General features: G+C 61.0%; 30 protein-coding genes. 15 read left to right on the top strand and 15 right to left on the bottom strand.

The genetic code is table 11. From position 1 onward, the window contains the following. Positions 1-49: 49 nt before the first annotated feature. From AC1DPR_RS23165 to AC1DPR_RS23150, 4 genes are read left to right on the top strand one after another with little or no spacing between them, the layout of a single operon-like run. Entirely contained in the window at positions 50-1,006 is a 957-nt protein-coding gene (locus AC1DPR_RS23165) for a heme o synthase (RefSeq protein ID WP_018858994.1), read from the top strand. Continuing rightward, on the top strand, positions 1,006-1,143 hold the full coding sequence (locus AC1DPR_RS23160; RefSeq protein WP_018858995.1) for a hypothetical protein: 138 nt from the start codon (positions 1,006-1,008) through the stop codon (positions 1,141-1,143). Before AC1DPR_RS23165 ends, AC1DPR_RS23160 begins: the two co-directional genes overlap by 1 nt. A gap of 1 nt (position 1,144) precedes the next feature. Next, positions 1,145-1,750, top strand: a complete 606-nt coding sequence (locus AC1DPR_RS23155; RefSeq protein ID WP_113471798.1) for a cytochrome c oxidase assembly protein — start codon at positions 1,145-1,147, stop codon at positions 1,748-1,750. Between the two features lie 58 nt (positions 1,751-1,808). Further along, positions 1,809-2,687, top strand: coding sequence for a cytochrome c oxidase subunit 3 (locus tag AC1DPR_RS23150; protein WP_018858997.1), 879 nt, complete (start codon positions 1,809-1,811; stop codon positions 2,685-2,687). 62 nt (positions 2,688-2,749) lie between these two features. On the opposite strand, the gene AC1DPR_RS23145 is transcribed toward AC1DPR_RS23150, so the two are convergent. Continuing rightward, entirely contained in the window at positions 2,750-3,391 is a 642-nt protein-coding gene (locus AC1DPR_RS23145) for a chloramphenicol phosphotransferase CPT family protein (RefSeq protein ID WP_018858998.1), read from the bottom strand. Positions 3,392-3,522: 131 nt separating this feature from the next. Between AC1DPR_RS23145 and AC1DPR_RS23140 the strand changes: the two genes are divergently transcribed. From AC1DPR_RS23140 to AC1DPR_RS23115, 6 genes are all read left to right on the top strand, one after another. Continuing rightward, complete coding sequence (locus tag AC1DPR_RS23140; RefSeq protein WP_018858999.1) at positions 3,523-3,906, top strand: DUF983 domain-containing protein; 384 nt, start codon at positions 3,523-3,525, stop codon at positions 3,904-3,906. Beyond that, the gene (locus AC1DPR_RS23135; RefSeq protein ID WP_025661099.1) at positions 3,899-4,648 is read left to right on the top strand and encodes an SURF1 family protein; all 750 of its coding nucleotides are present in this window, start codon (positions 3,899-3,901) and stop codon (positions 4,646-4,648) included. Before AC1DPR_RS23140 ends, AC1DPR_RS23135 begins: the two co-directional genes overlap by 8 nt. 62 nt (positions 4,649-4,710) lie before the next feature. Further along, positions 4,711-5,712: a 4-hydroxy-3-methylbut-2-enyl diphosphate reductase gene (ispH, locus tag AC1DPR_RS23130; protein WP_113471797.1), complete on the top strand. Its 1,002-nt coding sequence runs from the start codon at positions 4,711-4,713 to the stop codon at positions 5,710-5,712. Positions 5,713-5,819: 107 nt separating this feature from the next. Next, a complete protein-coding gene (locus AC1DPR_RS23125) occupies positions 5,820-6,785 on the top strand; it encodes a homoserine kinase (protein ID WP_018859002.1) in 966 nt (321 codons plus the stop codon). Next, the gene (gene rnhA / locus AC1DPR_RS23120; protein ID WP_018859003.1) at positions 6,782-7,222 is read left to right on the top strand and encodes a ribonuclease HI; all 441 of its coding nucleotides are present in this window, start codon (positions 6,782-6,784) and stop codon (positions 7,220-7,222) included. Before AC1DPR_RS23125 ends, rnhA begins: the two co-directional genes overlap by 4 nt. Before the next feature lie 91 nt (positions 7,223-7,313). Then, positions 7,314-8,117: an endonuclease/exonuclease/phosphatase family protein gene (locus tag AC1DPR_RS23115; RefSeq protein ID WP_113471796.1), complete on the top strand. Its 804-nt coding sequence runs from the start codon at positions 7,314-7,316 to the stop codon at positions 8,115-8,117. Positions 8,118-8,183: 66 nt separating this feature from the next. Here AC1DPR_RS23115 and fdhA read toward each other — a convergent pair whose 3' ends face one another. Next, the gene (gene fdhA / locus AC1DPR_RS23110) at positions 8,184-9,374 is read right to left on the bottom strand and encodes a formaldehyde dehydrogenase, glutathione-independent (RefSeq protein ID WP_018859005.1); all 1,191 of its coding nucleotides are present in this window, start codon (positions 9,372-9,374) and stop codon (positions 8,184-8,186) included. A 258-nt stretch (positions 9,375-9,632) separates the two neighbouring features. Here fdhA and AC1DPR_RS23105 point away from each other — a divergent pair, with 258 nt between their 5' ends. After that, positions 9,633-9,941, top strand: a complete 309-nt coding sequence (locus AC1DPR_RS23105; RefSeq protein WP_018859006.1) for a Dabb family protein — start codon at positions 9,633-9,635, stop codon at positions 9,939-9,941. 37 nt (positions 9,942-9,978) lie between these two features. On the opposite strand, the gene AC1DPR_RS23100 is transcribed toward AC1DPR_RS23105, so the two are convergent. The 6 genes from AC1DPR_RS23100 to AC1DPR_RS23075 form a co-directional block, all read right to left on the bottom strand. After that, positions 9,979-10,878: a metal ABC transporter substrate-binding protein gene (locus tag AC1DPR_RS23100; RefSeq protein WP_113471795.1), complete on the bottom strand. Its 900-nt coding sequence runs from the start codon at positions 10,876-10,878 to the stop codon at positions 9,979-9,981. 16 nt (positions 10,879-10,894) lie between these two features. Beyond that, positions 10,895-11,767 (bottom strand): metal ABC transporter permease, encoded by an 873-nt coding sequence (locus tag AC1DPR_RS23095; protein ID WP_018859008.1) that lies wholly within the window; start codon positions 11,765-11,767, stop codon positions 10,895-10,897. Then, the gene (locus AC1DPR_RS23090) at positions 11,764-12,504 is read right to left on the bottom strand and encodes a metal ABC transporter ATP-binding protein (protein WP_018859009.1); all 741 of its coding nucleotides are present in this window, start codon (positions 12,502-12,504) and stop codon (positions 11,764-11,766) included. The genes AC1DPR_RS23095 and AC1DPR_RS23090 overlap by 4 nt, the downstream gene beginning before the upstream one ends. Continuing rightward, positions 12,501-12,629 carry a hypothetical protein gene (locus AC1DPR_RS23085; RefSeq protein ID WP_272481253.1) on the bottom strand — a complete coding sequence of 43 codons (129 nt, stop codon included), beginning with the start codon at positions 12,627-12,629 and terminating at the stop codon, positions 12,501-12,503. The genes AC1DPR_RS23090 and AC1DPR_RS23085 overlap by 4 nt, the downstream gene beginning before the upstream one ends. A 133-nt stretch (positions 12,630-12,762) precedes the next feature. After that, complete coding sequence (locus AC1DPR_RS23080) at positions 12,763-13,248, bottom strand: peroxiredoxin (RefSeq protein WP_018859011.1); 486 nt, start codon at positions 13,246-13,248, stop codon at positions 12,763-12,765. 62 nt (positions 13,249-13,310) lie between these two features. After that, the gene (locus AC1DPR_RS23075; RefSeq protein ID WP_018859012.1) at positions 13,311-14,147 is read right to left on the bottom strand and encodes a protein-disulfide reductase DsbD domain-containing protein; all 837 of its coding nucleotides are present in this window, start codon (positions 14,145-14,147) and stop codon (positions 13,311-13,313) included. 140 nt (positions 14,148-14,287) lie between these two features. Between AC1DPR_RS23075 and AC1DPR_RS23070 the strand changes: the two genes are divergently transcribed. Together AC1DPR_RS23070 and AC1DPR_RS23065 are read left to right on the top strand one after the other, a co-directional pair. After that, on the top strand, positions 14,288-14,887 hold the full coding sequence (locus AC1DPR_RS23070) for a YqgE/AlgH family protein (protein ID WP_018859013.1): 600 nt from the start codon (positions 14,288-14,290) through the stop codon (positions 14,885-14,887). Between the two features lie 155 nt (positions 14,888-15,042). After that, positions 15,043-16,110, top strand: coding sequence for a putative zinc-binding metallopeptidase (locus tag AC1DPR_RS23065; RefSeq protein ID WP_113471794.1), 1,068 nt, complete (start codon positions 15,043-15,045; stop codon positions 16,108-16,110). A 29-nt stretch (positions 16,111-16,139) separates the two neighbouring features. Here AC1DPR_RS23065 and AC1DPR_RS23060 read toward each other — a convergent pair whose 3' ends face one another. From AC1DPR_RS23060 to thrC, 4 genes are read right to left on the bottom strand one after another with little or no spacing between them, the layout of a single operon-like run. Next, a complete protein-coding gene (locus AC1DPR_RS23060; protein ID WP_018859015.1) occupies positions 16,140-19,052 on the bottom strand; it encodes an EAL domain-containing protein in 2,913 nt (970 codons plus the stop codon). Next, positions 19,049-19,663, bottom strand: coding sequence for a GNAT family N-acetyltransferase (locus tag AC1DPR_RS23055; protein ID WP_062370482.1), 615 nt, complete (start codon positions 19,661-19,663; stop codon positions 19,049-19,051). The genes AC1DPR_RS23060 and AC1DPR_RS23055 overlap by 4 nt, the downstream gene beginning before the upstream one ends. A gap of 29 nt (positions 19,664-19,692) precedes the next feature. Continuing rightward, a complete protein-coding gene (locus tag AC1DPR_RS23050; protein WP_025661111.1) occupies positions 19,693-20,991 on the bottom strand; it encodes a M16 family metallopeptidase in 1,299 nt (432 codons plus the stop codon). Between the two features lie 26 nt (positions 20,992-21,017). After that, a complete protein-coding gene (gene thrC, locus AC1DPR_RS23045; protein ID WP_477817237.1) occupies positions 21,018-22,409 on the bottom strand; it encodes a threonine synthase in 1,392 nt (463 codons plus the stop codon). A 237-nt stretch (positions 22,410-22,646) separates the two neighbouring features. On the opposite strand from thrC, the gene AC1DPR_RS23040 reads away from it, so the two are divergent. Next, a complete protein-coding gene (locus tag AC1DPR_RS23040; RefSeq protein WP_025661113.1) occupies positions 22,647-23,291 on the top strand; it encodes a hypothetical protein in 645 nt (214 codons plus the stop codon). 49 nt (positions 23,292-23,340) lie between these two features. Continuing rightward, positions 23,341-24,261 carry a diacylglycerol/lipid kinase family protein gene (locus tag AC1DPR_RS23035; protein ID WP_113471792.1) on the top strand — a complete coding sequence of 307 codons (921 nt, stop codon included), beginning with the start codon at positions 23,341-23,343 and terminating at the stop codon, positions 24,259-24,261. A gap of 43 nt (positions 24,262-24,304) precedes the next feature. Here AC1DPR_RS23035 and AC1DPR_RS23030 read toward each other — a convergent pair whose 3' ends face one another. From AC1DPR_RS23030 to AC1DPR_RS23020, 3 genes are all read right to left on the bottom strand, one after another. Next, positions 24,305-25,186 carry an MBL fold metallo-hydrolase gene (locus AC1DPR_RS23030; RefSeq protein WP_018859021.1) on the bottom strand — a complete coding sequence of 294 codons (882 nt, stop codon included), beginning with the start codon at positions 25,184-25,186 and terminating at the stop codon, positions 24,305-24,307. 190 nt (positions 25,187-25,376) lie between these two features. Beyond that, positions 25,377-26,066 carry an HAD family hydrolase gene (locus AC1DPR_RS23025; RefSeq protein WP_018859022.1) on the bottom strand — a complete coding sequence of 230 codons (690 nt, stop codon included), beginning with the start codon at positions 26,064-26,066 and terminating at the stop codon, positions 25,377-25,379. A 120-nt stretch (positions 26,067-26,186) separates the two neighbouring features. Beyond that, positions 26,187-26,873 carry an ArsR/SmtB family transcription factor gene (locus AC1DPR_RS23020; protein WP_018859023.1) on the bottom strand — a complete coding sequence of 229 codons (687 nt, stop codon included), beginning with the start codon at positions 26,871-26,873 and terminating at the stop codon, positions 26,187-26,189. Between the last annotated feature and the right edge of the window lie 63 nt (positions 26,874-26,936).

The raw sequence follows: 26,936 nt of genomic DNA, 5'->3' as shown, positions 1-26,936 counted from the left end.
CCGCGTGTTACAGTGCGGCGGTCGGCTTACAAGTTTGCAGGACAATAGAATGACAGTTATCGGCAATCGCAAAGCTCTTGCACACGACGGCGAGTTCCGCCTGTCGGAGGCGAGCGCGCGCGATTATTTTGAGCTTCTGAAGCCGCGCGTCATGTCGCTCGTGGTCTTCACGGCATTTGCCGGTCTCGTTCTGGCACCGGGGCACATCAATCCGGTTCTCGGTCTCATTGCCATCCTGTGCATCGCCATTGGCGCAGGCGCTTCAGGCGCGCTCAACATGTGGTACGACGCCGATATCGATGCGATCATGACCCGCACAGCAAAGCGTCCGATACCGGCCGGTCGTGTCGCTCCGCGCGAGGCGCTGGCATTCGGCTTGGTGCTTTCCTGTTTTTCGGTGGTTATCCTGGGGCTCGCCGTCAATTGGCTCGCAGCCTCGATCCTCGCCTTCACGATTTTCTTCTACGCCGTGATTTATACGATGTGGCTGAAGCGCTCGACGCCGCAGAACATCGTTATCGGCGGTGCCGCCGGCGCCTTTCCGCCGATGATCGGCTGGGCCTGCGTGACGGGTACCGTCACGATCGAAAGCTTCGTGCTCTTCATGATCATCTTCCTCTGGACGCCAGCCCATTTCTGGGCGCTGGCTCTGTTCAAGATGAAGGATTATGAGGCCGTCGGTGTTCCGATGCTGCCCAATGTCTCGGGTGAGCGCACCACCAAGCATCAGATTGTTGCCTATGCCGTGCTGACGGCGGTGTGCGGCGTGCTGCCGACTGTCCTAGGCTTTGCGAGCCTCGGCTACGGCCTGGTTGCCGCAGTCCTGGGCGCAATCTTCATCTACTGTTCCATCGCCGTCTGGCGGATGCCGGACGGCGATGAGAAGATGATCCCGGCCAAGAAGCTCTTCGGCTACTCAATCCTGTATCTTTTCGCAATTTTCTCCGCCCTGATGTTCGACCGGCTGGCGGCCGTGCTCGTTTCGCATGCGGGAGGCATTTTCTGATGGACGTCGTCAAGCTTACGGAAGCGCAACGCAAGTCGCGCCGCAATCGCAACGTCGCTCTTGGCCTGGTTCTGGCCGGCCTTGTCGTACTCTTCTACGCGGTCACGATCGTGAAGTTCACATCGGGGCACATGTAAGATGAGCGAGATGCAGAGCACGCCGAGGAAACAGCGCAACAATGGCGCCGTCGTTTTCATGTGCCTTGCCTTCGTCGTCGGCATGGGCGCTGCGAGCTATGCGGCTGTTCCGCTCTATCGGATGTTCTGCCAGCTTACTGGTTACAACGGCACGACACAGCGCGTCGGGCAGGCCTCCAGCGTGATTCTCGACCGCAAGATGCGCGTCACCTTCGACGCCAACATTGCGCCGGGTCTCGACTGGGAGTTCAAGCCGGTCCAGCGCGAGGTCAACCCGCGCATCGGCGAAACCGTTCAGGTGAATTTCACCGCGGTGAACAAGTCGAACGAGCCACAGCGCGGCCAGGCGGTGTTCAACGTCACCCCCGGCGAAGCTGGCGTCTATTTCAACAAGGTGCAGTGCTTCTGCTTCAACGAGACTGTGTTGAGGCCGGGCGAAAAGCTTGAAATGCCGGTCGTATTTTACATTGACCCTGACATTACCAAGGCCGTGGAATCGAAAGATATCCACACTGTTACCTTGTCCTATACGTTCTACCCTAAAGAGGGTCCGAAGCCGGTGGCTTCGAATGAGGGTGGAACGGTAAAGCTTGAAAAGAAACTTTGATTGAGGTTCGTGTCCGGCGATGCCGGAGCGGAGAGGAAGAGATCCGGGGATAGCTTACATGGCTGATGCGCATCAGAAACATCACGACTACCACATCATCGATCCGAGCCCGTGGCCGCTGCTGGCTTCGATCGGCGCGTTGATCATCACCTTCGGCGGCGTTGGCTTCATGCGCTACCTCAACGGTGGCTCGCTGCATCTCTTCGGCGTCGAATGGGCGCATCCGTGGCTGTTCTTCATCGGCCTCGCGCTCATCCTCTACGTCATGTTCGGCTGGTGGTCGGACACGGTGAAGGAAGCGAATGAGGGCGCTCATACGCGCGTCGTCTCGCTGCACCTTCGCTACGGCATGATCATGTTCATCGCTTCCGAAGTGATGTTCTTCGTCGCCTGGTTCTGGGCCTACTTCGACGCCAGCCTGTTCCCGAATGAAGCGATCCAGGCCTCGCGCGTTGCCTTCACCGGTGGCCAGTGGCCGCCGAAGGGCATCGAAGTCCTCGACCCCTGGCACCTGCCGATCTACAACACCGTCATCCTGCTGCTGTCGGGCACGACCGTCACCTGGGCGCATCACGCGCTGCTGCATAACGACCGCAGGGGCCTGATCCAGGGCCTGACGCTGACCGTTCTGCTCGGTGTCCTATTCTCGAGCGTGCAGGCCTACGAATACGCGCACGCTCCGTTCGCCTTCAAGAACTCGATCTACGGCGCGACCTTCTTCATGGCGACCGGTTTCCACGGCTTCCACGTTCTGGTCGGAACGATCTTCCTGCTGGTCTGCCTGCTGCGCGCGATCCGCGGCGACTTCACGCCGAAGCAGCATTTCGGCTTCGAAGCGGCGGCCTGGTACTGGCACTTCGTTGACGTCGTCTGGCTCTTCCTGTTCTTCTGCATCTACGTCTGGGGCGGCTGGGGCGCTCCGTTGGCGGCAGGCTGAGCGGGCTGTCTGGAATTTGAATAGGGCGGGTGCCACGGCACCCGCCCTATTCGTTTTGGGGATTAGCGCATGGCGGCGATGCGCTCGAACGCGGAGGGTTCCGGAATGCCGAGGTCCAGGCGTTGCCGGATCGCCTCGGCGCATTCGAAAGGCGTCAATACAGAGGTATCGACCTCCAGGTCGTAGATGCCGGGGATATGCACCTGCTCCTGCCAGAGCTGGACCGGATGGGGGACGGCGTCGTGTTCGTCGGCGCGCACATACAGCGTATGCCGTCCGGGCGCAGGAATGTTTCGCCTTTTCATGATGACCTTGATTGGACATTTGACGCCGACGAAAAGCACCGGCAATCCCTCAAGCCGACGCGCGCAATCGGAAAGAATACCGAGCGGCCGAGAGTAGCTGTCGTGATGACCGAGGTCAGCCACCACATTGAGCCCGAGGCCGGCATGGATTGCAATCGACTCGTAAAGCGCAGCATAGAAGAACGGCACCATCTCCTCGAGGTCGGGACGTTCCCCACCCGGGCGGAGCCCGATGCCCGGCAGATAGCGTTCCGGGGTCATGTCGTTGTAGGTGTCGACGCCGAGGTTCATCCAGGGACCGTCGAAGTGCTCCTGGATCGTGTTGGCGATCGACGATTTTCCACTGCGCGGGGCGCCGTTCAGAATGACGATCTGTCCGGCCGAGCTGTCGTATGTCATCAGTTTTCTTCTTCTGTTTGGCGCGAATCGCTGAGGCGAAAGAGCGCAGGTATTTCCTTTCCCTCTGCGAATACTTTATGGGTGAGTTAAGGCAGACGCACAGGTTGGCCATAGGCAATTGGAAGGATGGCATGAACGAGGACAGCGCGCATTTTCCACCGGTCGATCCGGTGAAGACAGGCATCAGGGGATGCTGCCCGCGCTGCGGCCAGGGGAAGCTCTTTGATGGCCTGCTCGCGCTGAAGCCCCGCTGCTCGGCCTGTGGTCTGGACTACGCCTTTGCCGATGCTGGCGATGGCCCCGCCGTGTTCGTCATTTTGATCGTCGGCTTCATTATCATCGGCTCGGTGTTGTGGCTGGAAGTCAACTACGCGCCGCCGATCTGGCTGCACATTATGCTGTTCGGCCCCCTGACCGTCATTCTCTCCCTGCTTGCCCTTCGCTGGTGCAAGGGGATCCTGATCGCGATGCAGTATCGCCACAACGCCAGCGAGGGGCGCATTTCCCGTGACTGAATTTCATGTTTCGGCGTCACGCCGAAAGCGACCGGTCCTCACCGGCATCGCGGTGGTCATTGCGCTTGCCATCCTCCTCTCGCTCGGCACCTGGCAGGTCGAACGGCTGCACTGGAAGGAAAAGCTGTTGGCCAATATCACCGAGCGCCGGCAGGCGTCGCCGGCATCGCTTGCTGATATCGAAGGAATGGCCGCGACGGGCGAGGATATCGACTATCGCCACATCACGGTCAGCGGCGAATACGTCAACAGCAAGGAGCGGCACTTCTTTGCGACCTGGCATGGCCAGACGGGTTTCTATGTCTACACCCCGCTGCAGTTTGCCGATCGCCGCTATCTCTTCGTCAACAGAGGTTTCGTTCCTTACGACAACAAGGAGCCGGAAATGCGGATGCAGGGCCAGCTCACCGATCAGCAAACGGTGACCGGCCTTGCTCGTGCAAAACTTCCGGGCAAGCCGTCCTGGGTGGTGCCTGATAATGATGTCGCCAAGAATATCTTCTACTGGAAGGACCTCGACGTGATGGCGTCGAGCGTCGGGCTCGACAAGGCCGAGGTGGTTCCGTTCTTCGTGGATGCGGACGATACCCCCAATCCGAAGGGGCTGCCGATCGGCGGGGTCACCGATGTCGATCTGCCCAACAACCATCTGCAATATGCCTTCACATGGTTTGGGCTTGCGGCAACGCTTGTCATCATCGTCGTAGTCGCGCGTTTCCGTAAGCGGGGTCCCGCGCAATAGTATCGCTTCAATTCTTGCCTATATTGGGCTAGAGAGCCCTATCCCTACGAACCGGAACAGACATGAATATTGCGGCGAAACCTCCCTTGACGATCAGGCTCTGCGGACCGCGCGGCTTTTGCGCAGGCGTCGACCGTGCCATCCAGATTGTCGTGCTGGCGCTGAAATCCTACGGTGCGCCTGTTTATGTCCGCCACGAGATCGTCCACAATCGCTATGTGGTCGAAGGCCTGGAAGCCAAGGGCGCCGTCTTCGTCGAGGAGCTCGACGAGATCCCGGAAGAGCACCGCGCTCAGCCGGTCGTCTTCTCCGCGCATGGCGTGCCAAAATCCGTGCCGGAGGATGCAAGCGCCCGCAACCTCTTCTATCTCGACGCCACATGCCCGCTGGTCTCCAAGGTGCACAAGCAGGCGATGCGCCACAACAAGCTCGGTCGCCATGTCGTTCTGATCGGCCACGCGGGCCACCCGGAAGTGATCGGCACGATGGGCCAACTGCCGGAGGGCACGGTCTCTCTCATCGAGACGGTCGAGGACGCCGACGTCTATCAGCCCGCCGATCCCGACAATCTCGGCTACGTGACGCAGACGACCCTGTCTGTGGACGATACGGCCGGCGTGATCGCGCGCCTGCAGGAACGTTTCTCCAATCTGACCGCACCGGCGGCCGACTCGATCTGTTACGCCACGACCAACCGGCAGGAAGTGGTGAAGCAGGCAGCCCCCGGCTGCGATCTCTTCATCATCGTTGGAGCGCCGAATTCCTCGAACTCCAAGCGGCTCGTCGAGGTGGCTTTGCGGGCAGGGGCCAAGAAATCGCTCCTTGTGCAACGCGCCTCGGAACTGGATTGGGACGAGATCGGCCCGATCTCCACGCTTGGTCTGTCAGCCGGTGCATCGGCGCCCGAGGTGATCGTCAACGAGATCATCGAGGCCTTCCGCGCGCGCTTCGACGCCAAGGTCGAGCTTGCCGAGACGGTTCAGGAAAACGAGCATTTCCTCGTCAACCGCGAACTGCGCAGCATAGAGCTGACGCATGAGGATATGGCGTGGGTGAACGGGTGAGCCGCAATCCCGGTTAGGGGAGCAGTCGTCGAGGGGACGATTGCGGTGGCTGCCAACGCTCTGCGGGGCGCTGGCGTTCGATTGATCAAGCTTTCGTGGGACGTAAATTGGCAGTCTATACCGATATTTCCGAAGACGATTTGAAGTGGTTCCTGACGGAGTACGACACCGGAACGCTGCTCTCCTACAAGGGGATCGCGGAAGGCGTCGAGAACTCGAACTTCCTGCTGCACACCACCAAGGATCCGTTGATCCTCACCCTTTACGAGAAGCGCGTCGAGAAGAACGATCTGCCGTTCTTTCTGGGGCTGATGCAGCATCTGGCCGCTCGCGGTCTGTCCTGCCCGCTGCCGTTGCCGCGAAAGGACGGGGCCTTGCTTGGTACGCTGTCCGATCGCCCGGCGGCGCTGATCTCGTTCCTGGAAGGCATGTGGCTGCGCAAGCCGGAAGCCAAGCATTGCCGCGAGGTCGGCAAGGCGCTGGCAATGATGCACGTCGCTGGCGACGGCTTCGAGTTGAAGCGGCCCAATGCGCTGTCGGTCGATGGCTGGAAGGTACTCTGGGAGAAGTCCGAGGCTCGCGCCGACGAGGTGGAGAAGGGGCTGCAGAACGAGATCCGCACGGAGCTCGATTTTCTCGCGGCCCACTGGCCGAAGGACCTGCCTGACGGTGTCATCCATGCGGATCTTTTCCCCGACAACGTCTTCTTCCTCGGCGACGAGCTATCGGGCCTGATCGATTTCTATTTCGCCTGCAACGACCTCTTGGCCTACGACGTCTCGATTATCCTGAACGCCTGGTGCTTCGAGAAGGATGGCGCCTACAACATCACCAAGGGCATGGCGATGCTGGAAGGCTACCAGAGCGTCCGACCGCTCAGCGATGCCGAACTGGCAGCACTACCGATCCTTTCGCGCGGTTCGGCATTGCGCTTCTTCCTGACGCGCCTCTACGACTGGCTGACGACGCCGGAGGGGGCGCTGGTCACCAAGAAGGACCCGCTCGAATATCTGCGCAAGTTGCGCTTCCACCGGCAGATCGCCAACGCCGCGGAATACGGACTCTCGGCATGAAGCACGTCGATATCTACACCGACGGCGCCTGCTCCGGAAATCCCGGCCCCGGCGGCTGGGGCGCGGTGCTGCGCTATGGCGAAGTCGAAAAGGAACTGTCGGGCGGTGAGGCGGAGACGACCAACAACCGCATGGAGCTGCTGGCCGCCATCTCGGCGCTGACGGCGCTGAAGAGCGCGTGTGAGGTCGACCTCCACACCGACAGCAAATACGTAATGGACGGCATCTCCAAGTGGATCTTCGGCTGGAAGAAAAACGGCTGGAAGACCGCCGACAAGAAGCCGGTAAAGAACGGCGAACTTTGGCAGGCGCTAGACGCCGCCAACCAGCGCCACAAGGTCAAGTGGCACTGGGTCAAGGGCCACGCCGGCCATCCGGAAAACGAGCGCGCCGACGAGCTCGCCCGCAAGGGCATGGAGCCGTTCAAGAAGCGCTAGACTTGGTGCTCGGAATGGTGCGGAAACAAGGACATCGCGCGTTTCCCTGAATCTGCAAGGAAACGTTCGGCGTAGATCGGGGAGGGATGTGATGCGGATTGTCTCGCTGAATGCATGGGGCGGAAAGCTGCATGCGCCGCTCATTCCCTACCTCGCCGAGATCGACGCCGATGTTCTCTGCCTGCAGGAAATCACGCGCTCGGTAACCGTTTCCAGTGACTGGCTGGTCTACCGCGACCGCAGTCATATCCTGCCGCAACGCGCCAATCTGTTTGCCGAGATCAAGGCGATCCTTCCCGCCCATGATGCCCTCTACGCGCCGACCGCAAGGGGCGAACTTTTCGAAGGCGAGACCTCTGTCGTGTCGGAATTCGGGCTTGCAACCTTCGTGCGCCAATCGCATCCGGTCATTGGCCAGGCGATGGACTTCGTACACGGCGACTTCTCGAGCGATGGCTATGGCGCACACCCCCGCGCGCGCAACGCGCAGTGCCTTCGCCTGTTCGATTATCGCGCCAATCGTCCGATTACCATCGCCCAACTGCATGGCCTACGCGACCTTGCCGGCAAGGGCGACACGCCAGCGCGTCGCGGCCAGGCGGATGTCTTGGTCGCTCTCATCCGCCGCATATGGCGCGAGGGCGAGCCGCTCGTCGTCTGCGGCGACTTCAATGTGCTTCCTGACAGCCTCATGTTCGACGCGCTTGCCGAACTCGGTCTCACCGACCTCGTGACCTCGCGCGGCCATAAGGATACTCGAACCTCGCACTACACCAAGGAAGGCCGCTACGCCGACTACATGTTGGTCACGGCAAATGTTGACGTCGTGGGGTTCGACGTCGTTGAACAGCCCGAGGTGTCCGACCATCGGGCTCTCTTGCTGGATATCGCGTAGGAATTTTGGGGTGGCGCAACGGACGCGGAATGCACCCGCTGCGCCGAGCCTCGGGAGGCTTGTTGATTACGCCGCCTTGGCGACTTCGCCGTGCGGGTCGAGCACGAACTTCATCGCAGCACCATGGTCGAAGCTTTCGTAGCCCTGTACCGCATCTTCAAGCGGGATGACCTTGGCGTTGACGATATCGGCGATCGGCAACCGGTCATGCAGGATCGCCTGCATGAGCTGGCGGTTATACTTCAGCACCGGCGTCTGGCCCGTATGGAAGGACTGCGCCTTTGCCCAGCCGAGGCCGAAGCGGAGCGACAGGTTGCCGTGCTTGGCGGCGTTGTCGACGGCGCCCGGATCTTCGGTCACGTAGAGGCCGGGAATGCCGATCGAGCCGGCCGCGCGGGTGATTTCCATCATCTGGTTCAGAACGATCGCCGGTTGCTCGCCGCCCGAATGCCCGCGTGCCTCGAAGCCGACGGCGTCGATGGCGCTGTCCACTTCGTTAGTGCCGGTCACCTGCGCGATCATGTCGCCGAGCCGGTCGCTCTTCGACAGGTCGATCGGCTCGAAGCCGACCTTGGCGGCATGGGCAAGGCGATCCTTGTTGAAGTCGCCGATCATCACGACGGCAGCCCCGAGGATGCGGGCGGATGCAGCCGCCGCAAGCCCGACCGGACCGGCGCCGGCGACATAGACGGTGGATCCGACGCCGACACCGGCGCGCACCGCACCGTGGAAACCGGTCGGCAGGATGTCGGAGAGCATGGTCAGATCGCGGATCTTTTCCATCGCGCGGTCGCGGTTCGGGAATTTCAAGAGATTGAAATCGGCATACGGAATGGTCACGTAGCGGGCCTGCCCGCCGATCCAGCCGCCCATGTCGACGTAGCCGTAGGCGCCGCCGGCGCGCGACGGGTTGACCGTCAGGCAGACGCCCGTGTCCTGCGATTTGCAGCAGCGGCAGCGGCCGCAGGCGACGTTGAACGGAACGGAGACGAGATCACCGATCTGCAGCATCTCGACATCGACACCCTTCTCGATCACCTCGCCGGTGATTTCGTGGCCGAGAACAAGGCCGGGCATCGCGGTAGTGCGGCCGCGAACCATATGCTGGTCCGATCCGCAGATGTTGGTGGAGATCACTTTCAGGATGACACCGTGCTCGATCTTGCGGCCATCGGGTGCCTCAAGTTTCGGATCGTCGATGTCGTGGATTTCGACCTTGCCGGGCCGCATGTAGACGACGCCTCGGTTCTTGCTCATTTCCATCTCCTCCGTTGAAAATGCTGCCTCGTGCGGGGCTCCTCTTCCCCGCGCACTGGATACCGACAGATTAGACGAGAATGTAGGACGCGCCGTTCCGTTTACGACGGTTTAGGGCGTCGAATTGGTCACGTCTCGCACGCCGGTCTTGCCGTGGCCATTCAGATGGGGATCTCTGCAAAACGGCACATCCTTGTCACTTGCCCCCGCGACGTTTCTCCTTATGCTCGCCTGAAAACGGATCCGGGAGGTCACCACATGATCCTGCACTGCGTGCTGATGCGGCTTAAGGCTGCCATGACAGGGGAAGAGAAGCAGTCCTTGTTTGACGCGATCGTCGCATTGAAGCAGGTGATCCCCGGCATCATCGACATCAAGTATGGCCCGAATGTCTCGCCCGAGGGGCTACATGCGGGCTACGTCGATGGTTTTGCCGTCACCTTTGAAAGCGCGGAAGCGCGCGACGTCTACCTCGTGCATCCCGAGCACGTCGGCGTCGGCGAGCGCATCGTGTCCTCGACCGACGGCGGCTTGGGCGGCCTGATCGTCTTCGATCTCAACTATTGAGGCCGGGCCGCGCCTTGGCGCGACCCAGCCGTCGCCGTCAGCTAGCTTTCGCCATCGCCGCCACGAGCTGGTCGACGTTGTAACGCAACATCTTCTCGTAGGTCGGAGCCGGCCCCTTGGTGTCGGAAAGAGACTCGACGTAAAGCTCGCCGCCGGGCTCTGCCCCCGTCGCCTTCGCGATCTGCCTGACGAGGCGCGGATCGTTGGAATTCTCGATGAAGTACGTCTTCACGTGCTCGGCCTTGATCTGCTCGATCAGCTTGGCGACATCGGCGGCGGAGGCTTCGCTCTCTGTCGAGACGCCGACCGGAGCGAGGAACTGCACGCCATATTCACGGCCGAAATAACCGAAGGCGTCGTGGCTGGTCAGGACCTTGCGATGGTCCTCAGGGATTTTGGCAAGCTCCGAGTGCGCGTAGGCATCGAGCGCATCAAGCTTCTTCAAATAGACTTCGGCGTTGGTCTTGAACGCCGCAGCATCGGCCGGCGCGGCCTTCGCAAGCGCCCCTTCGATGTTGGCGACCCAGACCTTGACGTTGACCGGGCTGTTCCAGACATGCGGGTCGGTGACCGTCTGCCCATCCTCTTCCATGGTGCGGAACTTGATCCCTTCCGAGACGACGACCGGTTTGCCCTTGTAGCCCGAGGCGCTGATCAGGCGGTCCATCCAACCCTCCAGACCCTCACCGCTGACGAAGGCAACCTGTGCAGCGTTGAGGTTCTTCGCGTCGCTTGGTGATGGTTCAAACTCATGGGGGTCGCCGTTCGGGCCGACGAGGCTTGTGACCGTGACGCGGTCGCCGCCGATCTGGCGGACGACGTCGGCAAGCACGGTGAACGATGCGACCACCTTGAGGGTTGCGGCAGAAGCCGACGTCGTCGAAAGCGCGACGAGTGCGGGAAGCATCATTGAGAAAAGCAGTCTGCGGGAAATCATTGGGGGTCTCCGGTTGTCAGCCCTTCAGATGCGGGCGAGGAAGATACCGCCGGGCAAGGCCCGACGGGGCAAGGAAGATCGAAATGGCGTAAAGCAGCGCCGCCGTCATGATGATCGTCGGTCCGGAGGCGAGTTCGAGATGGTAGGAGGCGATGAGCCCGAGATAGCCGGAGGCTGTGGCACTCGCCGCCGCGATTGCCATCATCGACGGGAGGCTAGGCGACCAGAGCTGCGCGATAGCGGCCGGCAGCATCATAAGGCCGACCGCCATCAACGTTCCCAGGGCCAGGAAGCTCGCGACCAGATTGAGTACGACCAGCAGCAGGAAGATAAAGTGATAGATCGGTCCGCGTCCGCCGATGGCTCGGAGAAAGCCGGGATCGAAGCATTCCGCGACCAGCGGCCGGTAGATGATCGCAAGCGTTGCCAGCGTCGCCGTGCTGATCGCGCCGATCTCGTAAAGGGCGGATGCATCGATCGCGAGGATGGTGCCGAAGAGAACGTGCAACAGGTCGATATTCGAACCGCGCAGCGAAACGATGAGCACGCCGAGCGCCAGCGAGGAGAGGTAGAAGCTGGCGAAGCTCGCATCCTCCTGTAAGGAGGTCGCGCGGCTGACCATGCCCGACAAAAGTGCAACTGAAAGCCCGGCAACGAGCCCGCCCAATCCCATTGCCGTAAGCGAGAGCGAACCGGCAATAAGATAGCCGATGGCGGCGCCGGGGAGAACGGCATGGCTCATGGCATCGCCGACGAGGCTCATTCGCCGCAGCATCAGGAACACACCGATCGGCCCGGAGCCAAGCCCCAGGCACAGGCAGGCGACGAGCGCGCGGCGCATGAAGCCATAATCCGCGAAGGGCGCGAGGAGGAGATCGTAGGCGGTCATCTGGCGGGCTCGCAAATGCCGGCGCTCTCGTCCCATCGCTCGGCCATCGCCCGCGCTTTGCGAAGGTTCGCCTCGGACATGACATCCGCCGTTGCGCCCCAGCCGATGACGTCGCGCGCAAGCAGGAGTGTCTGCGGAAAGTGGGCGCGGACCTGCGCGAAATCGTGAAGGACAGCAAGCACCGTTCGGCCTTCGCCATGCCAGTTGGCAACGATATCCAGAAGATCCCGCGTGGTGCGGCCATCGATAGCCGTGAACGGCTCGTCGAGAAGGATGACATTCGCATCCTGCAGCAGCAGCCTTGCAAAGAGCACGCGCTGAAACTGGCCAGCCGACAGCGATCCGATGCCGCGCCGTTCGAAGCCTCCCAGCCCAACTGCCTCCAGTGCGTCGTGCGCTTTCTGCCACTCCGCTGATGCAATGTGCCCTAAGGCCCCAGACTGTCGCCAGGCTCCCAGCAGAACCGTGTCGAGTACCGAGATAGGAAAGCGGCGGTTGATGTTGGCTGCCTGTGGCAGATAGCCGAAATCCGTGCTCTTCAGCCGGTGCCTTATCATGCCGGAGGAGGGACGGAGTTCTCCGATAATCGCCTTCAGCAGGCTCGATTTGCCGGCTCCGTTTGGGCCGGCGATCGCCGTCAGGCTTCCGGCCGCGATGGTTCCGGTCACATGATGCACGGCTGGATGCCGCTGATAGGCGACCGTCAGATCTTCAAGCTCGATCGCAATGGCGCTCATGGCAGCAGCGTCGCCCAATGGATTGCCGCCCAGAGCGGGATGCCGATCAAGGCAACATAGAAGACGCGACGGCCGGCAGAGAGCGCCATCAGGCCTGAAGAATGTCGAAGCTCCCAAAAAGTCATAGCAACACCAATGTAATAACATTACAGTTATGTTATAACAAATGAGGCAAAAAAGTGGCGTGCTGTGAACTTTGACGACGAAACACAAAAGCGGCCGCATGGGCCGCTTTCAGTTTGGGTGAGGCTCGAAGCCTTACAGCTGTTCCAGCATCCTGGCGGCGCCGGAAACCGTAGCCTGACCTGGGCTTTCTTCGACGTTCAGTGATTTCACGACGCCGTCTTCGACGAGCATCGAGTAACGCTTCGAGCGAACGCCGAGACCGCCTGCCGAGAGATCGGTGTCGAGGCCAAGCGCCTTGGTAAAGCCCGCGTCCCAGTCGGCGAGGAAGTGGATCTTGCCCATGCCGCCGGAAGACTGGGCCCAGGCACCCATCACGTGCCAATCGTTGACGGCGACGACGGCGATGTCATCGACGCCTTTGGAAAGGATGGTGTCGCGGTTCTCGAGATAACCCGGCAGGTGGTTCAGCGAGCAGGTGGGCGTGAACGCACCGGGGACCGCAAAGAGAACAACGCGCTTGCCGTTGAAAAGCTGCTCCGTCGAAATTTCGACCGGGCCATCCGACGTCTTTTCCTTGAAAGTGGCCGCAGGAAGCTTGTCGCCGATTGCGATGGTCATGGACGTCTCCTTGTCATATGGCGGCACTAATGCCGCGATTTTGGCGCGACTATAGAACGCGATCACTCAAAGGCAAGCGGTGTCTCGATGGCGCGCGAGCCGTCGATGACAAGAGCACTCCATGTCTTTCCGCTGAGGTCATATGCCTTGGGAAGCTTGTCCACGGACAGCGTCGTCGTGAAGTTGCGACCGTCGCGATGGGTTGCCGTCTGTTTGGTAAAGACGCGCCCGCTCGGGCCTGTGACGATCACCTCAGGCGCGCTCTCGCCACTCTCCGGCAGGGTAATGCTGAGGGAAAGTTGCTTCATGTCGGCCGACAGCGCGTGGTCGTCGACTTTGAATGCGGAGGAGGCGGCTTGTGGCAAGGCTGCCTCGGCATCCCTGAGAATAGCCTCTTCGGCCGGCCGCGACTGGGCCAATGGTTTAAAGGTCAGCGATAGCTCTGCCTGGAAGGGGATGCAGATTTCCTCGCAGATGCCGATAAAGGCGTTTGCCTTGAGCTCATGAAGAGCAGGGTCTTTCGCCGTCAGTTGCAGCGGGAAGGTGACAGGCGCGTCGTAGGCAACCTCATCGATCTTGTCGGCGACAATGTGCTTTGGGACGGGGTAGCTCATCTTGTCGAGCGACACGCCTTCGGAGGAGAGAGTGACTTGAGGCGGGATGCCGCTGTTGCCCGGTTCGCGCCAATAGGTGATCCAGCCTGGCTTCGGCTCGATCTGCAATCCGGCGCGAATATTTCCGTTTGCATCGGGCGGAAGCGCGATCAGGCGCATCCGACCGCCCTCGTTGTCGGCCCAGGCGCTCATCTCCGCCCTGGCGGGCTGAGAAAACTGCAGCACGGCGACGAACAGGCACAGGGCGGAACCGCATTGGCGGATGGTGAGTGAAATAGTCTGCATGGATCAATGATGTATTGAAAATCCCTATGCTCGGCTAGAACTCGCGTACATTTAAGTTTTCATTTTCAGTTGATTGATCCGTGACATTGGCTCATGCTCATGGTGTCGGGGCCTAGCGCGGTCTGGCAGAAGGAGGAGTGATGTCCTTGGCGACCGTGAAAAACAAAAGAGAACGCGGCTTCTTCGATGGCCAGTTTCTCATTGCCATGCCGGGCATGGAGGATCGCAATTTCGCCCGCACGGTGATCTACATCTGCGCCCATTCGGATGCCGGCGCGATGGGGTTCGTGATCAACCGCCCGCAAGAGCTGACCTTTACTGACGTTCTCCTGCATCTCGAAATGATCAAGGACGAAGAAGCTATCCTCCTTCCTCAGCATGATTGCCCGATCCAGACGGGTGGGCCCGTGGAAAGCGGCCGCGGCTTCGTGCTGCACTCCGATGACTATCTCTGCGAATCCAGCATTCCCGTCAGTGACGATATCTGCATGACGGCAACGCTCGACATCATCCGCGCCATTTCCAATGGCAAGGGACCGAAGCGGGCGACCATGCTGCTCGGCTATGCCGGCTGGGGTGCGGGACAGCTGGAAGCCGAAGTCGGCAACAATGGCTGGCTCACATGCGCGGCGAATGAGGAGCTGATCTTCGATCGCAGCCTCGACGACAAGTACGAGCGAGCACTGGCCGCAATGGGTATCAATGCCGCCATGCTTTCAGCCGAAGCCGGCCACGCCTGATCGGCGGAACGATCTGCAAAAAAAGCGCGTTCTCTGCTGGCGCGGGCAATAAGGCCCAGTCAGGAGAAGCAGGTTGATGGAAACCACGACCGGAAATTGCCCGCCGTCCATGTTGCACGATGGGTTTTTGATCCCTATCCCGAGGGAGGCGCGCGTTGAGGCTCTTTGTATGTGACAACTGCGACCAGGTTGTTCATTTCGACAATCGCCAGTGTGTTCGGTGCGGTCATCGCCTTGGCTTCGTGTCGAATAGTCTGCGCATGCATGCAGTTCAGCAGCAGGACGGCGATGTCTGGCAATACGTGGCTCAGCCGGATCTGGTGCGCTTCTGTGCCAATGCCGGCCTCGACGTCTGCAACTGGCTGGTGGAGGACGGAGACGCGGGGGATTACTGCGTCGCCTGCCGGCATAACAGGCTTGTGCCGAATTCAGCGACGCAGGATGGCGTCGATCGGTGGCGCCGCATCAGCCAGGCACAGCGGCACCTCTTCTACTCCCTCTTGCGTTGGCGGCTGCCGCACCCGGACCGCACGCAGGATCCCGTAGGCGGCCTGGTTTTCGACTTCCTCGAAGACACCGTCAAGGAAGACGGCAGCGTCGTGCCAGCGATGACGGGACACGAGGAGGGCCTTATCGCAATTCGGGCCGCCGAGGCCGACGACGTCACGCGCGAACAGGCTCGCACCTCGATGAACGAACCTTACCGGACGCTGCTCGGTCATTTCCGCCACGAGACGGGTCATTTCATCTGGAACCGCCTCGTGCGCGATAGGAACGCCTTCGATGGATTCCGAGCGGTGTTCGGCGATGAGCGCAAAGACTACAGCGAAGCCCTTGCACGGCACTACGCGAATGGCGCTCCGCCCGGCTGGCAAGAGAGTTTCGTCAGTGCTTATGCCAGCGTTCATCCCTGGGAGGACTTCGCTGAGTGTTTTGCTCATTACCTTCACATTGTCGATACCTTGGAGACCGCTCGCGCCTTCGGCGTTGCAATTGATCCCCGCGGTCACGAAGAGATGGCGGCCGAGGTGGATTTCGACCCCTACAGGGCAGCAAGTGCCGATCAGCTTGTCGACGAGTGGGTGCCGCTCAGCGTTGCGATCAACTCGATACAGCGCAGCATGGGACAGCCCGATTCCTATCCGTTCGTGCTCTCAGCGCCGGTGGTCACCAAGCTTGAATACATGCATCAGCTGATAGCGGGAGCCGCTGCGCCGCAATAGGGAGCGGCATAGCTTGGGTCGCGGGTCGGCTAGGCGCGCTTCGTCAGCGGGAACCGCTCCTTCAGCAGCCGCAAGACGGACTCCGATGCCATCGGCGGTCCGAACAGATAGCTTTGCCCGAAGGTGCAGCCCATCTTGGCGAGTTCCATCGCATCCTCGTTGGACTCGATCCCCTCGGCAACGACCTTCATATCCAGTTCGCGCGCCATGGCGATCACGGAGCGAATCACGGTCGCCTTCTTGTCGCTAGTGTCGCACACCATCGTCTTGTCGAGCTTGATCGTGTCGAACGGGAAGCGCGTCAGATAGGCAAGCGACGAATAGCCGGATCCGAAATCATCCAGAGCAAGGCCAAGGCCCATTTCGCGCAGCTTCTCGAGAACGAGGCGCGCCTGTTCCGGGTTCTCCATGACCATGGATTCCGTCAGCTCGAGTTTCAGGCGTGACGGATCGCAATGGGTCTTCGCCAGCACCGAGCGCACATCGTCGAAAAGCTCGTTGTTAAGCAGCTGCGCACTGGAGAGGTTGATCGAGACGAAGATCGGCAGTTCGCCCGTCTGGTTCTCCCAGCCCATCAGGTCGTTCGTCGCCTGCTCCAGCGCAAAGCGGCCGAGCATGTCGATAATGTCGGATGCCTCCGCGATCGGTATGAACTCCGAAGGCGGAATGCCGCCGCGTTTCGGATGCTCCCATCGCATCAAAGCTTCGAAGCCGGCGATCTCCACGTCTTCAAGCCCTGCGATCGGCTGGTAGACCATCGACAGTTCCTTGCGCTCGATGGCGCGGCGCAGGTCGGATTCGAGCTGCAGCCGGTCGGCGCCGAAATCGCGGAAGGCGGGCTGGAACGGCTCGACGCGATTGCCGCCGGCGCGCTTTGCCCGGTACATCGCGAGCTCCGCGTCGCTGAGCATACCCGCAGCACTTTCCTGCTGATCGACGAAGGAGGCCAGCCCGATCGACGCCGTCAGGATGATCTCGCGATTGGAGAAGTTGATCGGCACCATTATCGCCTTGCTGATCGCATCGGCAAAATCGGCCACCTTCGTCGGATCGCGTTCGGACGTCAGGATGAGACCGAACTGATCGCCGGAGAGGCGCGCGAGCGTATCCTGCGGCTTGAGGAGGCGGCGCAGGCGGCGCGTGAGCGCGATCAGGATATTGTCGCCGGCGGCGATCCCGAGCGTATCGTTCACCAGCTTATAGCGGTCGATATCGATCACCATCACCGTCGGGCGCAGCGTCTCGCCACCGGGCGCCAATGCCAGCACGGCCTGCAGGCGATCGAGGAACAGCTGGCGGTTCGGCAAGCCGGTCAGGTTGTCGTGCAGTGCGTCGTGGAGCAGCCGCTCGACGGAGTTCTTCTGTTCGGTGACGTCGATGATGGTGCCTACGCAGCGGATGATCTCACCGTTCGAGCCAAGCACAGGCCGCGCGCGGATGAGAAGCCAGTGGAAATGACCGTCTTCCGCGCGGATGCGGAACTCGTGGTTTAGTCGCCCGCGGCGATGTTCAAGGAGCACATCAAGCGTCGCGCGGAAGCGGTCGCGATCGTCGGGATGCAGCCGCGGCAGCCAATTGCGCGCGGCGCCATGCATAGCGCCGGGCGGGAGGCCGAGCTTGACGGAGACATCGGGTATCGTGACGATACGATCGCGCGCCACATCCCAGTCCCAAACCGTATCACCCGAGCCCGTTAGAGCCAGCGATTGACGCTCGAGATCGGAAAACAGCCCTTGCTGGAACGCGCCGCCAGCAAAGGCGTGCTGCATCACGGTAAAGCCGATCAGCAGGACGATGAGAACAAGGCCGCCGCCGAGTGCGGGCTGGATGATGTCGTTATCGAGCCGGCCGGTAATCGTCAGCCATGCACCGAAGATCCAGACAAGGATCAAGGCCCAGGCCGGGACCAGCAGGATCGCGCGGTCATAGCGGTTGAGCCCGAGGTAGACGATCAGCAGAAGGCCCAACGTCGCGGTCAGCGCGAAGGAGAGGCGCGCGATGCCTGCGGCAATTGCCGGGTCGTAGATCGCGACGCCGAAAAGCAACGCCAGGCCGAGCACCCAGGCGAGCGTCACGTAGCCGAGGTGCGTGTGCCACCGGTTGAGGTTGAGATAGGTGAACAGAAAGATGACGAAGCTGGAGGCAAGGGCGACTTCCGCACAGGCGCGCCATATTCGCTGGTCGGTCGACGCAATGCTGATCAGTTTACCGAGAAAGCCGAAGTCGACGCAAATGTAGCCGAGGACGGCCCAGGCGAGTGCCGCGGTTGCCGGCAGCATCGACGTGCCCTTGACGACGAAAAGGATAGTCAGGAACACCGCCAGTAGGCCGGCAATGCCGAGCACGATGCCGCGATAGAGCGTGAACGCGTTGATCGTGTCCTTGTAGGCGTCGGGTTCCCAGAGGTAGATCTGCGGCAGCTCCGGCGTCGTCAGCTCAGCAACGAAGGTGATGACGGCGCCGGGGTTGAGCGTGATGCGAAACACGTCCGCCTCGTCGCTCGGCTGCCGGTCGAGCGCAAAGCCTTCGCTCGGCGTAATGGCGATAACGCGCTGCGAACCGAGGTCCGGCCAGAAAAGCTTGGAATTCACGAGGCGGAAGTGGGGGGCCACGATCACGCGCTCAAGCTGCTCGTCGGAGACGTTGGCAAGCGCGAAGACGGCCCAGTCGCCCTGGTGGTTGTCGGAGCTGGCACGTACCTCAATACGGCGACGGATACCGTCGGCACCGGCAGCGGTCGAGACCTGAAAGGCTTCGCCCTGGTTGGCGTAGATCTCCGTCGTGGCAGTCAGGTCGAGTGCCGTGTCGTCGCGGGAAATCTTGACCGGTTCGGCGGCCTGAACGTGGCCAGCCACTAGCAGGATGGCTGACAGCAAGAGAGCTGCGATCACCGCGATCGATCGCCTGGCCGGTGATGAGAGCAGCATGCGGTTGTTGGTCATCGGCTGTCGGTTATCCTGCCTTTATCCGTGTCGGTGGCGAGCAATGAGAACATTACATGGTCGTGCCAATGACCGTTGATTTTCAAGTATCCGCGCAGATAGCCTTCCCGCTGAAACCCGGCTTTTTCAAGCAGGCGGATGCTCCGAGCATTGTCTGGAATACAGGCTGCTTCGATACGGTGCAACTCAAGCCCTGCGAAGATGTAGGGTATAACCAATTGAAGTGCGGCGAACATATGACCCTGACCGGCATAAGCCTCGCCCATCCAGTAGCCGATCATGCAGCTTTGTGCCGCCCCGCGCCTGATGTAGCCGATCGTGATGCCGCCGAGCAGCGTCATGCCCTGTTTGTGAAACAGAAGGAGCGGAATGGCCTGGCCGGAAGCGTACTCCTGCTTGCCGCGGATGACACGGGCGCGATAGGAGCCCTCCGTCAGCTCGTCGCGGCGCCATGTCGGCTCCCACGGTTCCAAGAACTGCCGGCTCGCCGCCCGCAGCTTGTGCCACTGGTTGAAATCCTGGTAGCGCGGCAGGCGCAGCACATAGTGCTCGTTCTCGAGCTCGACCGAATCCGGCTGCCGCGACAGAAACCGAAAAACCGATTTTGGCATCGATCACTCCCGGCAGGATGGATCTGGGATCAGACGAGGGCTTGCTTGCCCTGGTGATCGGGCGAGGAAAGAGACGCGGTAATATCCTCCATCGGGGCCAGATGTTCGAGCGGTCCAATGGCCGAGAGCGTCGGCACGGTATCGAAGAACAGGCGTCCCGCAAGATCCGTAAGGCGCTCGACCGTGATCCCCTCGAGGCGTTCCATCATCTCCTGGTTGGAGATGGGGCGGCCGTAGAGCATCATCTGCCTTGCGATCTGGCCGGCGCGGGCGGCGGGGCTTTCCTGGCCCATCAGCAGCTGGGCGCGGATCTGGGCGCGGGCGCGTTCGATTTCCTTCTGTTCGATCGTCGCCGCCGACTTGTGTAGTTCGTTAATGATAACAGGCACCAGTTCCGGCAGGTTCTCGCCACCGGTGGCGGCATGGATGCCGAAGATCCCGGTATCGGAGAAACCCCAGTGGAAGGCGTAGATGGAATAGCAGAGGCCGCGGATCTCGCGCACCTCCTGGAACAGCCGGGATGACATGCCGCCGCCGAGGATGTTGGCGAGGATCTGCGAACAGTAGAAGTCGCGGGCGTGATAGGCCTTGCCTTCGAAGCCGAGCAGGATCTGCGCATCCATCAGGTCGCGCGTCTCGCGGATATTGCCGCCGATGTATTTTGCAGGCTCCATGACGGGCGTCGCCGATGGCGAGGTGGGAAGGCTCGCGAAGCGCTCCTCGACCATGCGAGCGAACTCGTCGTGCCGGACGGCGCCGGTCGCAACGACGAACATCCGGTCGGTCGTGTAATTGCGGCTGAGATAGCCGCGGATCTGCTGCGGCGTGAACGACACCACGGTCTGCGGCGTGCCGAGGATCGCCCGGCCGAGGGTCTGGTCGCGATAGGCGGTCTCGGAAAACTTGTCGAAAACGACGTCGTCAGGCGTGTCGTTTGCCGCGTTGATTTCCTGCAGGATGACCTGTTTCTCACGCTCGAGTTCTTCCTCCTCGAAGGCGGACTCCGTCAGGATATCGGCCAGAATGTCGACAGCGAGCGGGACATGATCCTTAAGCACGCGGGCATAGTAGGAGGTCGTTTCGGTGGATGTTGCGGCATTGACCTCGCCGCCGACATCCTCGATTTCTTCAGCGATTTCGCGCGCGCTGCGGCGTGCCGTGCCCTTGAAGGCCATGTGCTCGAGCAGGTGAGCGATGCCATGCTCGTCTGTCGTCTCGTTGCGCGATCCTGATTTGATCCAAACTCCCAGCGCAACGCTTTCCAGATGCGGCATGGTCTGTGTGACTACTGTCAGCCCGGATTTGAGCCGGGTGCACTCAACTGTCATTGGCTATCTTTCTGCGCCTGCGTTACTTAGGCCCGAGTATGCTCGCCGATGAAGGTCTCAATGGCTTTGAGCTCAGGCTTCACAATCTGAAAGCGCTCCTCCTTGTGCATCAGATCAGCAAGCCACGTCGGAAGCGCGGGGTCAATACCGGAGGCCGATTTTACGGCGGCGGGGAATTTTGCCGGGTGTGCGGTGGCAAGCGTCACCATCGGCGCGTTCGGCTTCTCGTGTTTACCTGCAACGAAGACGCCGATTGCCGAATGCGGATCGAGAAGATAGCCGGTGTCGGCATGGGTTTTCTTGATCGTCAGGGCGACCTGCTTTTCGCTGGCGCGCCCGGCGCGGAAGTCCTTTTTGATGAAGGCGAGGGCGTCCTTTGCAATCTCGAAGCCGTTGGACTGCTTGAGGCTGTTCATCGCCGCGCGAACCTTCGATGCGTCGCGATCATAGGCCTCGAACAGCAGCCGCTCGAAGTTCGAGGAGATCTGGATGTCCATCGACGGCGAAGTCGTCGCTTTCACGGTTTTCATCTCGTAGCGGCCGGTCTTGAGCGAGCGGTCGAGGATATCATTCTCGTTGGTGGCGACCACCAGCTTGCCGATCGGCAGGCCCATGCGCTTGGCGCAGTAACCGGCAAAGATGTCGCCGAAATTGCCCGTCGGCACGGTAAACGAAATCTTACGGTCCGGTCCGCCAAGCGCGATCGACGTCGTGAAGTAGTAGACGATCTGGGCCATGATGCGGGCCCAGTTGATCGAGTTGACGCCGGAGAGTTTAACGCGGTCGCGGAAAGGTGCATCGTTGAACATTGCTTTGACGAGGTTCTGGCAGTCGTCGAAATTGCCTTCGACGGCAAGCGCGTGAACGTTGGAGGCCGTGGAGGTCGTCATCTGGCGCTGCTGCACCGGCGAGACCTTGCCGTTCGGGAAGAGGATGAATATGTCGGTGCGTTCGCGACCGGCAAATGCGTCGATCGCCGCGCCGCCAGTGTCGCCGGAGGTGGCGCCGACAATGGTCGCGCGCTCGCCACGCTTCTCCAGGGCATGGTCCATCAGCCGGGCAAGCAGCTGCATCGCGACATCCTTGAACGCCAGCGTCGTGCCGTGGAACAGCTCCATGACGAAGCTGTTCGGGCCGGTCTGGACGAGCGGGGCGATCGCAGGGTGACGGAAGGTACCATAAGCCTCGTCGATCATGGAGCGGAACGTCTCGTCGGGAATCTCGCCGTTGGTGAAAGGCGAAAGGATCGTAAAGGCGACCTCCTGGTAGCTCTTGCCCCGAAGCGCGCGGATTTCCTTTTTCGTGAAATGCGGCCACTTACGCGGCACGTAGAGACCGCCGTCGCGCGCCAGGCCGGCCAGCAAAGCATCACAAAAACCGAGGGGAGGGGCTTCGCCGCGGGTCGAGATATAATCCACTGTCGTCATCCTTGATGTGCCGGCCGGAGGAAATCCGGGTTGGAGGGGAAGTCTGCCTGTCGCCGCATCTCGCTTGCCCTGCCGGCGGTGGCCCGCGATCCCGAAATGTGCATCAAAACGGTTCTTACCCAATCGATTTTTGTTTGCGCCGCTGATATAGACCATCGCAAACTGTCACGAAAGGCCTGCCATCAAGTGATTGGGCCTGCCAAAAAACTTTGTGAAGAGGGTGGAATAATCGTGCTTGGCAAGGTCTCGCGTCTCATCGTTTCGGCTTCTTTTGCGGCAATTCTTGCCGGCTGCAACTCGCTCGGTGTGGGCGGGGGAGACAGCGCAACAGCACCGGCCCAGCCGAATGGCAATGCGCAGATCATGCCGATGGCGCCGGCCAATCCCTCGTCCAATAACGCATCGATCGGCACCGCCAAGACCGCGTCGGGCAACACTGCCCCTGTCGTCCAGGGAGCATGCCCGCAGATCTTCATGAAGGACAAGGACGCGATCTTCCGCACCTATGCCGGCGGCGCCAAGACCGGCGATGCGGACAAACTCGCCTTCCAGGCATCGATCGGTGACTATACGCGCCAGTGCAGCCTGAACGATGCAAACCTGACGATGACTGTTGTCGCCCAGCTTCGGGTTCTCGCCGGCCCGAACGGTTCGCCCGGTAAGGTCACGCTCCCGGTTCGCATCACGGTCTTTGACGGCGAGGATGCGCTTTATTCCGAAGTAACGAATTTCCCGGTCGAGGTCGGCTCCGGAGCCACCCAGGCGCTGTTCCGCAAGGACGGTATCAAGCTTCCGGTCGGTTCCGGCTCAATGGTGCGCGTGAACATCGGTTTCGACCAGGGGCCGGTTTCGACGAAAAAGAAGAAGGCCTGAGGAACGTTTCCGTATCGCTAAGCTGATCGGCGCGGGGAGAGCAGATCGCTTGAAAATCGGCATCGTATTGAATCCGGCGTCGGGTCGACGCGGAAAGAAGCTGTTCTGGTCGGCGCTGCGGCGCGCCATAGAGGCGAGATTTACCAATCTCAGCCTGCGTGAAACCAAGGGGCACGGCGATGCCGAACGGTTCGGGCGCGAACTGGCGGATGACGGCGCCGATCTGGTGATCGCCGTCGGTGGCGACGGGACGATCGGCGAAGTGGCCGGCGGCATTTTGAAGTCGCATCGGCCGGGCACGGCCTTCTCCTTTATTGCAATCGGCACCGGATGCGACTTCGCCCGCAATTTTCCGGTGTCACGCGATCCTGCTACGATCGCCAACCGCCTGACCTCTCCAACGGTACGGCAGATCGATGCCGGATTGCTCACCTGCGACGACGAGGATGGGGACACCGTCAGCCGCCACTTCGCCAACATCGCGAGCTTCGGCGTTTCCGGTCACATCGTGCAGGCAGTCAACGAGGCGCCCAAGGGCAGGCGTCTGCTGGGACCGATGGTCTTCTTCTTCCACAGCCTGCTTCAAATCCTGCGTTACACGCCACGCGACATCCGTCTCAGGCTGGACGGCGAGGATATCTATGAAGGGCCGATCACCGCGGTTGCCGTTGCCAACGGCGCATGGTTCGGCGGCGGCATGAAGGTCGCTCCGGATGCCGATGTTGCCGATGGCCTGTTCGACGTAATCATCATCCGCGGCGCCGGCAGGCTGAAGGTCCTGACGCTGATGAACAGCATCTACAGCGGCGGTCATCTGAAAAGCCCGCTCGTCAGCATCCATCGCGCAAGGCTCGTCGAGGCTTGGCCGATCGGCAGGGAGCCGGTGCCGATCGACAGCGACGGCGAAGCCCCTGGGCGGCTTCCGGCGCGCTTCGAGATTATGGTCGGTGCGCTAAGCCTGAAAATCTAGCAATTGCAGGATAACAAAGGGACGATCGGCAAGGCCGTGGCTCTCATGCGACGTTCAACCCTTCCAGGCGTGCTTGAATCATCGCCCCGAGATTGGTTTCGTGAAACGTCTCGTAGAATGCCACCGCTTCCGGCGACATGTCGGCCGGGATGGCCACGAAATCCTGAAGTCGAAGGCTCACCAATTTTCCCAATTCCGGGTCTGCGAGTTCAGTCGCGCTTAGGTTTTCGACCCGGGCCGCCAGTGCTCGGAAATAAGACAGGTTGTCGTCAACAGTGGACGGCGAGATCGTCCCTCCATGTGCGGGGATGACGAACTTGGGGTGCAAGTCGCGGATCCGTTCGAGCGATGAACAGATCAGCCGAAGGTCGTCGGAGCTTTTACTCCAGACCTCCGGAATGGGCGTCTCGACGGCGTCGACAGCCAGGCAGACACGGATCTCCGGAATCCAGATGGCAACATGGTCAGGCGTGTGCCCCGGTGTGTGGATGAGCTCCAGAGTGAGGTCGCCGCCATGAAGGGCCATCGAATCTGAAAAGGTGATATCGGGCGCGATGAGTTCGACGTTTCGGAACCGCGGCTCCTCACGCATCTTCTCGTCCAGAACTTGACAGCAGGAAGTGTCGCTCAGACGTGCACGCGCAGCCGTGTGGGCAATGATCGGGGCCTTGCCGGCAATCGCGGCGTTGCCCCAGAAGTGATCCCAGTCCATGTGGGAATTGACAACGATGAGAGGACGAGCGCGCATGTCGTCGTCAAGCAACTCCAATGCCATCCGGCATAACTCAGGCGTTCCGAGAGTGTCGACGAGGACGTTGAATCTCTCTGTGCGGACGAAGACGGCGTCAACCTCTTCGCCCGCCCTGAGGATGGAAATCCGATCGTCGAGTTCGGGATGGGTGCACAATTCCACGGAAATAGTCATGCGAGACAACCAGCATTCAGACACAGACAAGTACTTTGATAGCTGAATGAGTTCGTTTTGTCGCGGTGCTATGCGGGGCCCCCGGTCCCCATAGCAAGATCGGTCGCAGAGTTTCGACTCTGCGACCGATCTTGGAGCTGAACTTCAAATGAGGACTGTTCCGGCGGCTGCTGCTCGAGAGTAACCGGAGTTACACTGCGCCTTCCCACTCGGCGAGCGCGGCGACGACGCCGGGCAGATCGTTCATGCGGGAGATGACGGTTTCAGCGCCGGCATCGGTCAGCTTGTCGGCATGTGACGGATAGGTGTGCGAGGCACCGGTAAAGCCGATGACTCGCATGCCTGCTGCGCGTGCGGCGTGGATGCCGTGAACGGAGTCTTCAACCACAACAACACGCTCGGTCGAAACGCCCATCTGCTTGGCGCCGTGCAGGAAGATATCCGGCTTCGGCTTCACGCGATCGGCCCCGAGATCCTTTGCCGAGAAGATGTGGGGCGCGAAGAGGCGCTTCAGGCCAACTTTGCCAAGCATCATGTCGAGGCGCGCGGTGCTGGAGTTGGAGCAGATGCAGCGCTTCAGATTCAGACGCGAAAGAGCGGCTTCGACGCCCGCTATCGCCTGCACGTCTTGCTCCAGGCGCATATCGAGGAGCTTCTCGGACTTGTCGAGCAGCGAGGCTGATATCGGGATGCTGGCCTCGCGCTCGACCTGGAAGAGAATATTCTGCCACGTCATGCCGGCGAAGCGTTCGCCCATTTCCTCGATGCTGATCGGATAGCCTGCTTCGGTGAGAAGCTTGGATTCGACATCCGCAGCGATGATTTCCGAATCGACCAGAACGCCGTCGCAGTCGAAGATAATGAGGTCGAAGCCTTCCATTTACTCACGCCTTGTTTGGGATGATGCCCCTTTACACGATGCCTCGCAGAAGCTCAACCGACAGCGGGGCATGGCTGGATTGCGTGTCGCGGGCGGCTTCGATTTTACGGGTGTTCGCGGCTATTTGGTGGCTGGAAACAGTGCAAGAAACTGCCGTTCGCCTTCCGGGGAAAAGACCACGGAGCGGCTTTCCGCCGTGCGGCGGGCCCAGCCCTTCTCGAGGAAATTCGAAAGCAGGGCCTTGCCGAGGCTGCCGGCGAGGTGCGCCCGCCGTTCACTCCAATCCAGACAGGAGCGGCAGAGCGGCCGACGCGACGATTTCAGGGCGTGGACGTCGATTCCGATAGTTTTGAGCTCGGTTTCGCCGCTCTCCGTCAGGGCAAGACCGTCGCCCATGGCATCGATCGCTCCCTTGGCAATCAGGCTGTCGAGCATGCGAACGCCGTAGTCGCCGGCGAGGTGATCGTAGCAGATGCGGGCCTTGCGCAATGCCGGTTCCTTTGGCCCTGGCTTATGGCGCAGATGGCCGCGCCCTGACGCAAAGCCCATGATGCTCTCCAGGAACTTGCCGACGCTGTCATCCGCCAGCGTGAAATAGCGATGGCGGCCCTGTTTGCGCTGCACGAGCAGATTGCCCGCTTCCAGCTTGGCAAGGTGCGTGCTCGCCGTCTGCACGGTAACACCGCCCGCCGCTGCAAGCTCGGTCGCCGTCAGCGCCTTGCCGCCCATCAATGCAGTCAGCATGTTGGCGCGGGCGGGGTCGCCGATCAGTGCGCCGATCTGAGCTATATCAGGTCCTTCCTTCATACTTCGATCATAACCGAAGCATCGTCGTCGGACAATGTGCGAAAACTATCTCCAGACAACAAG

It is taken from the genome of Rhizobium sp. 01T417 (genome assembly GCF_056398905.1).
This window is presented reverse-complemented; position numbering and strand designations above follow the sequence as displayed.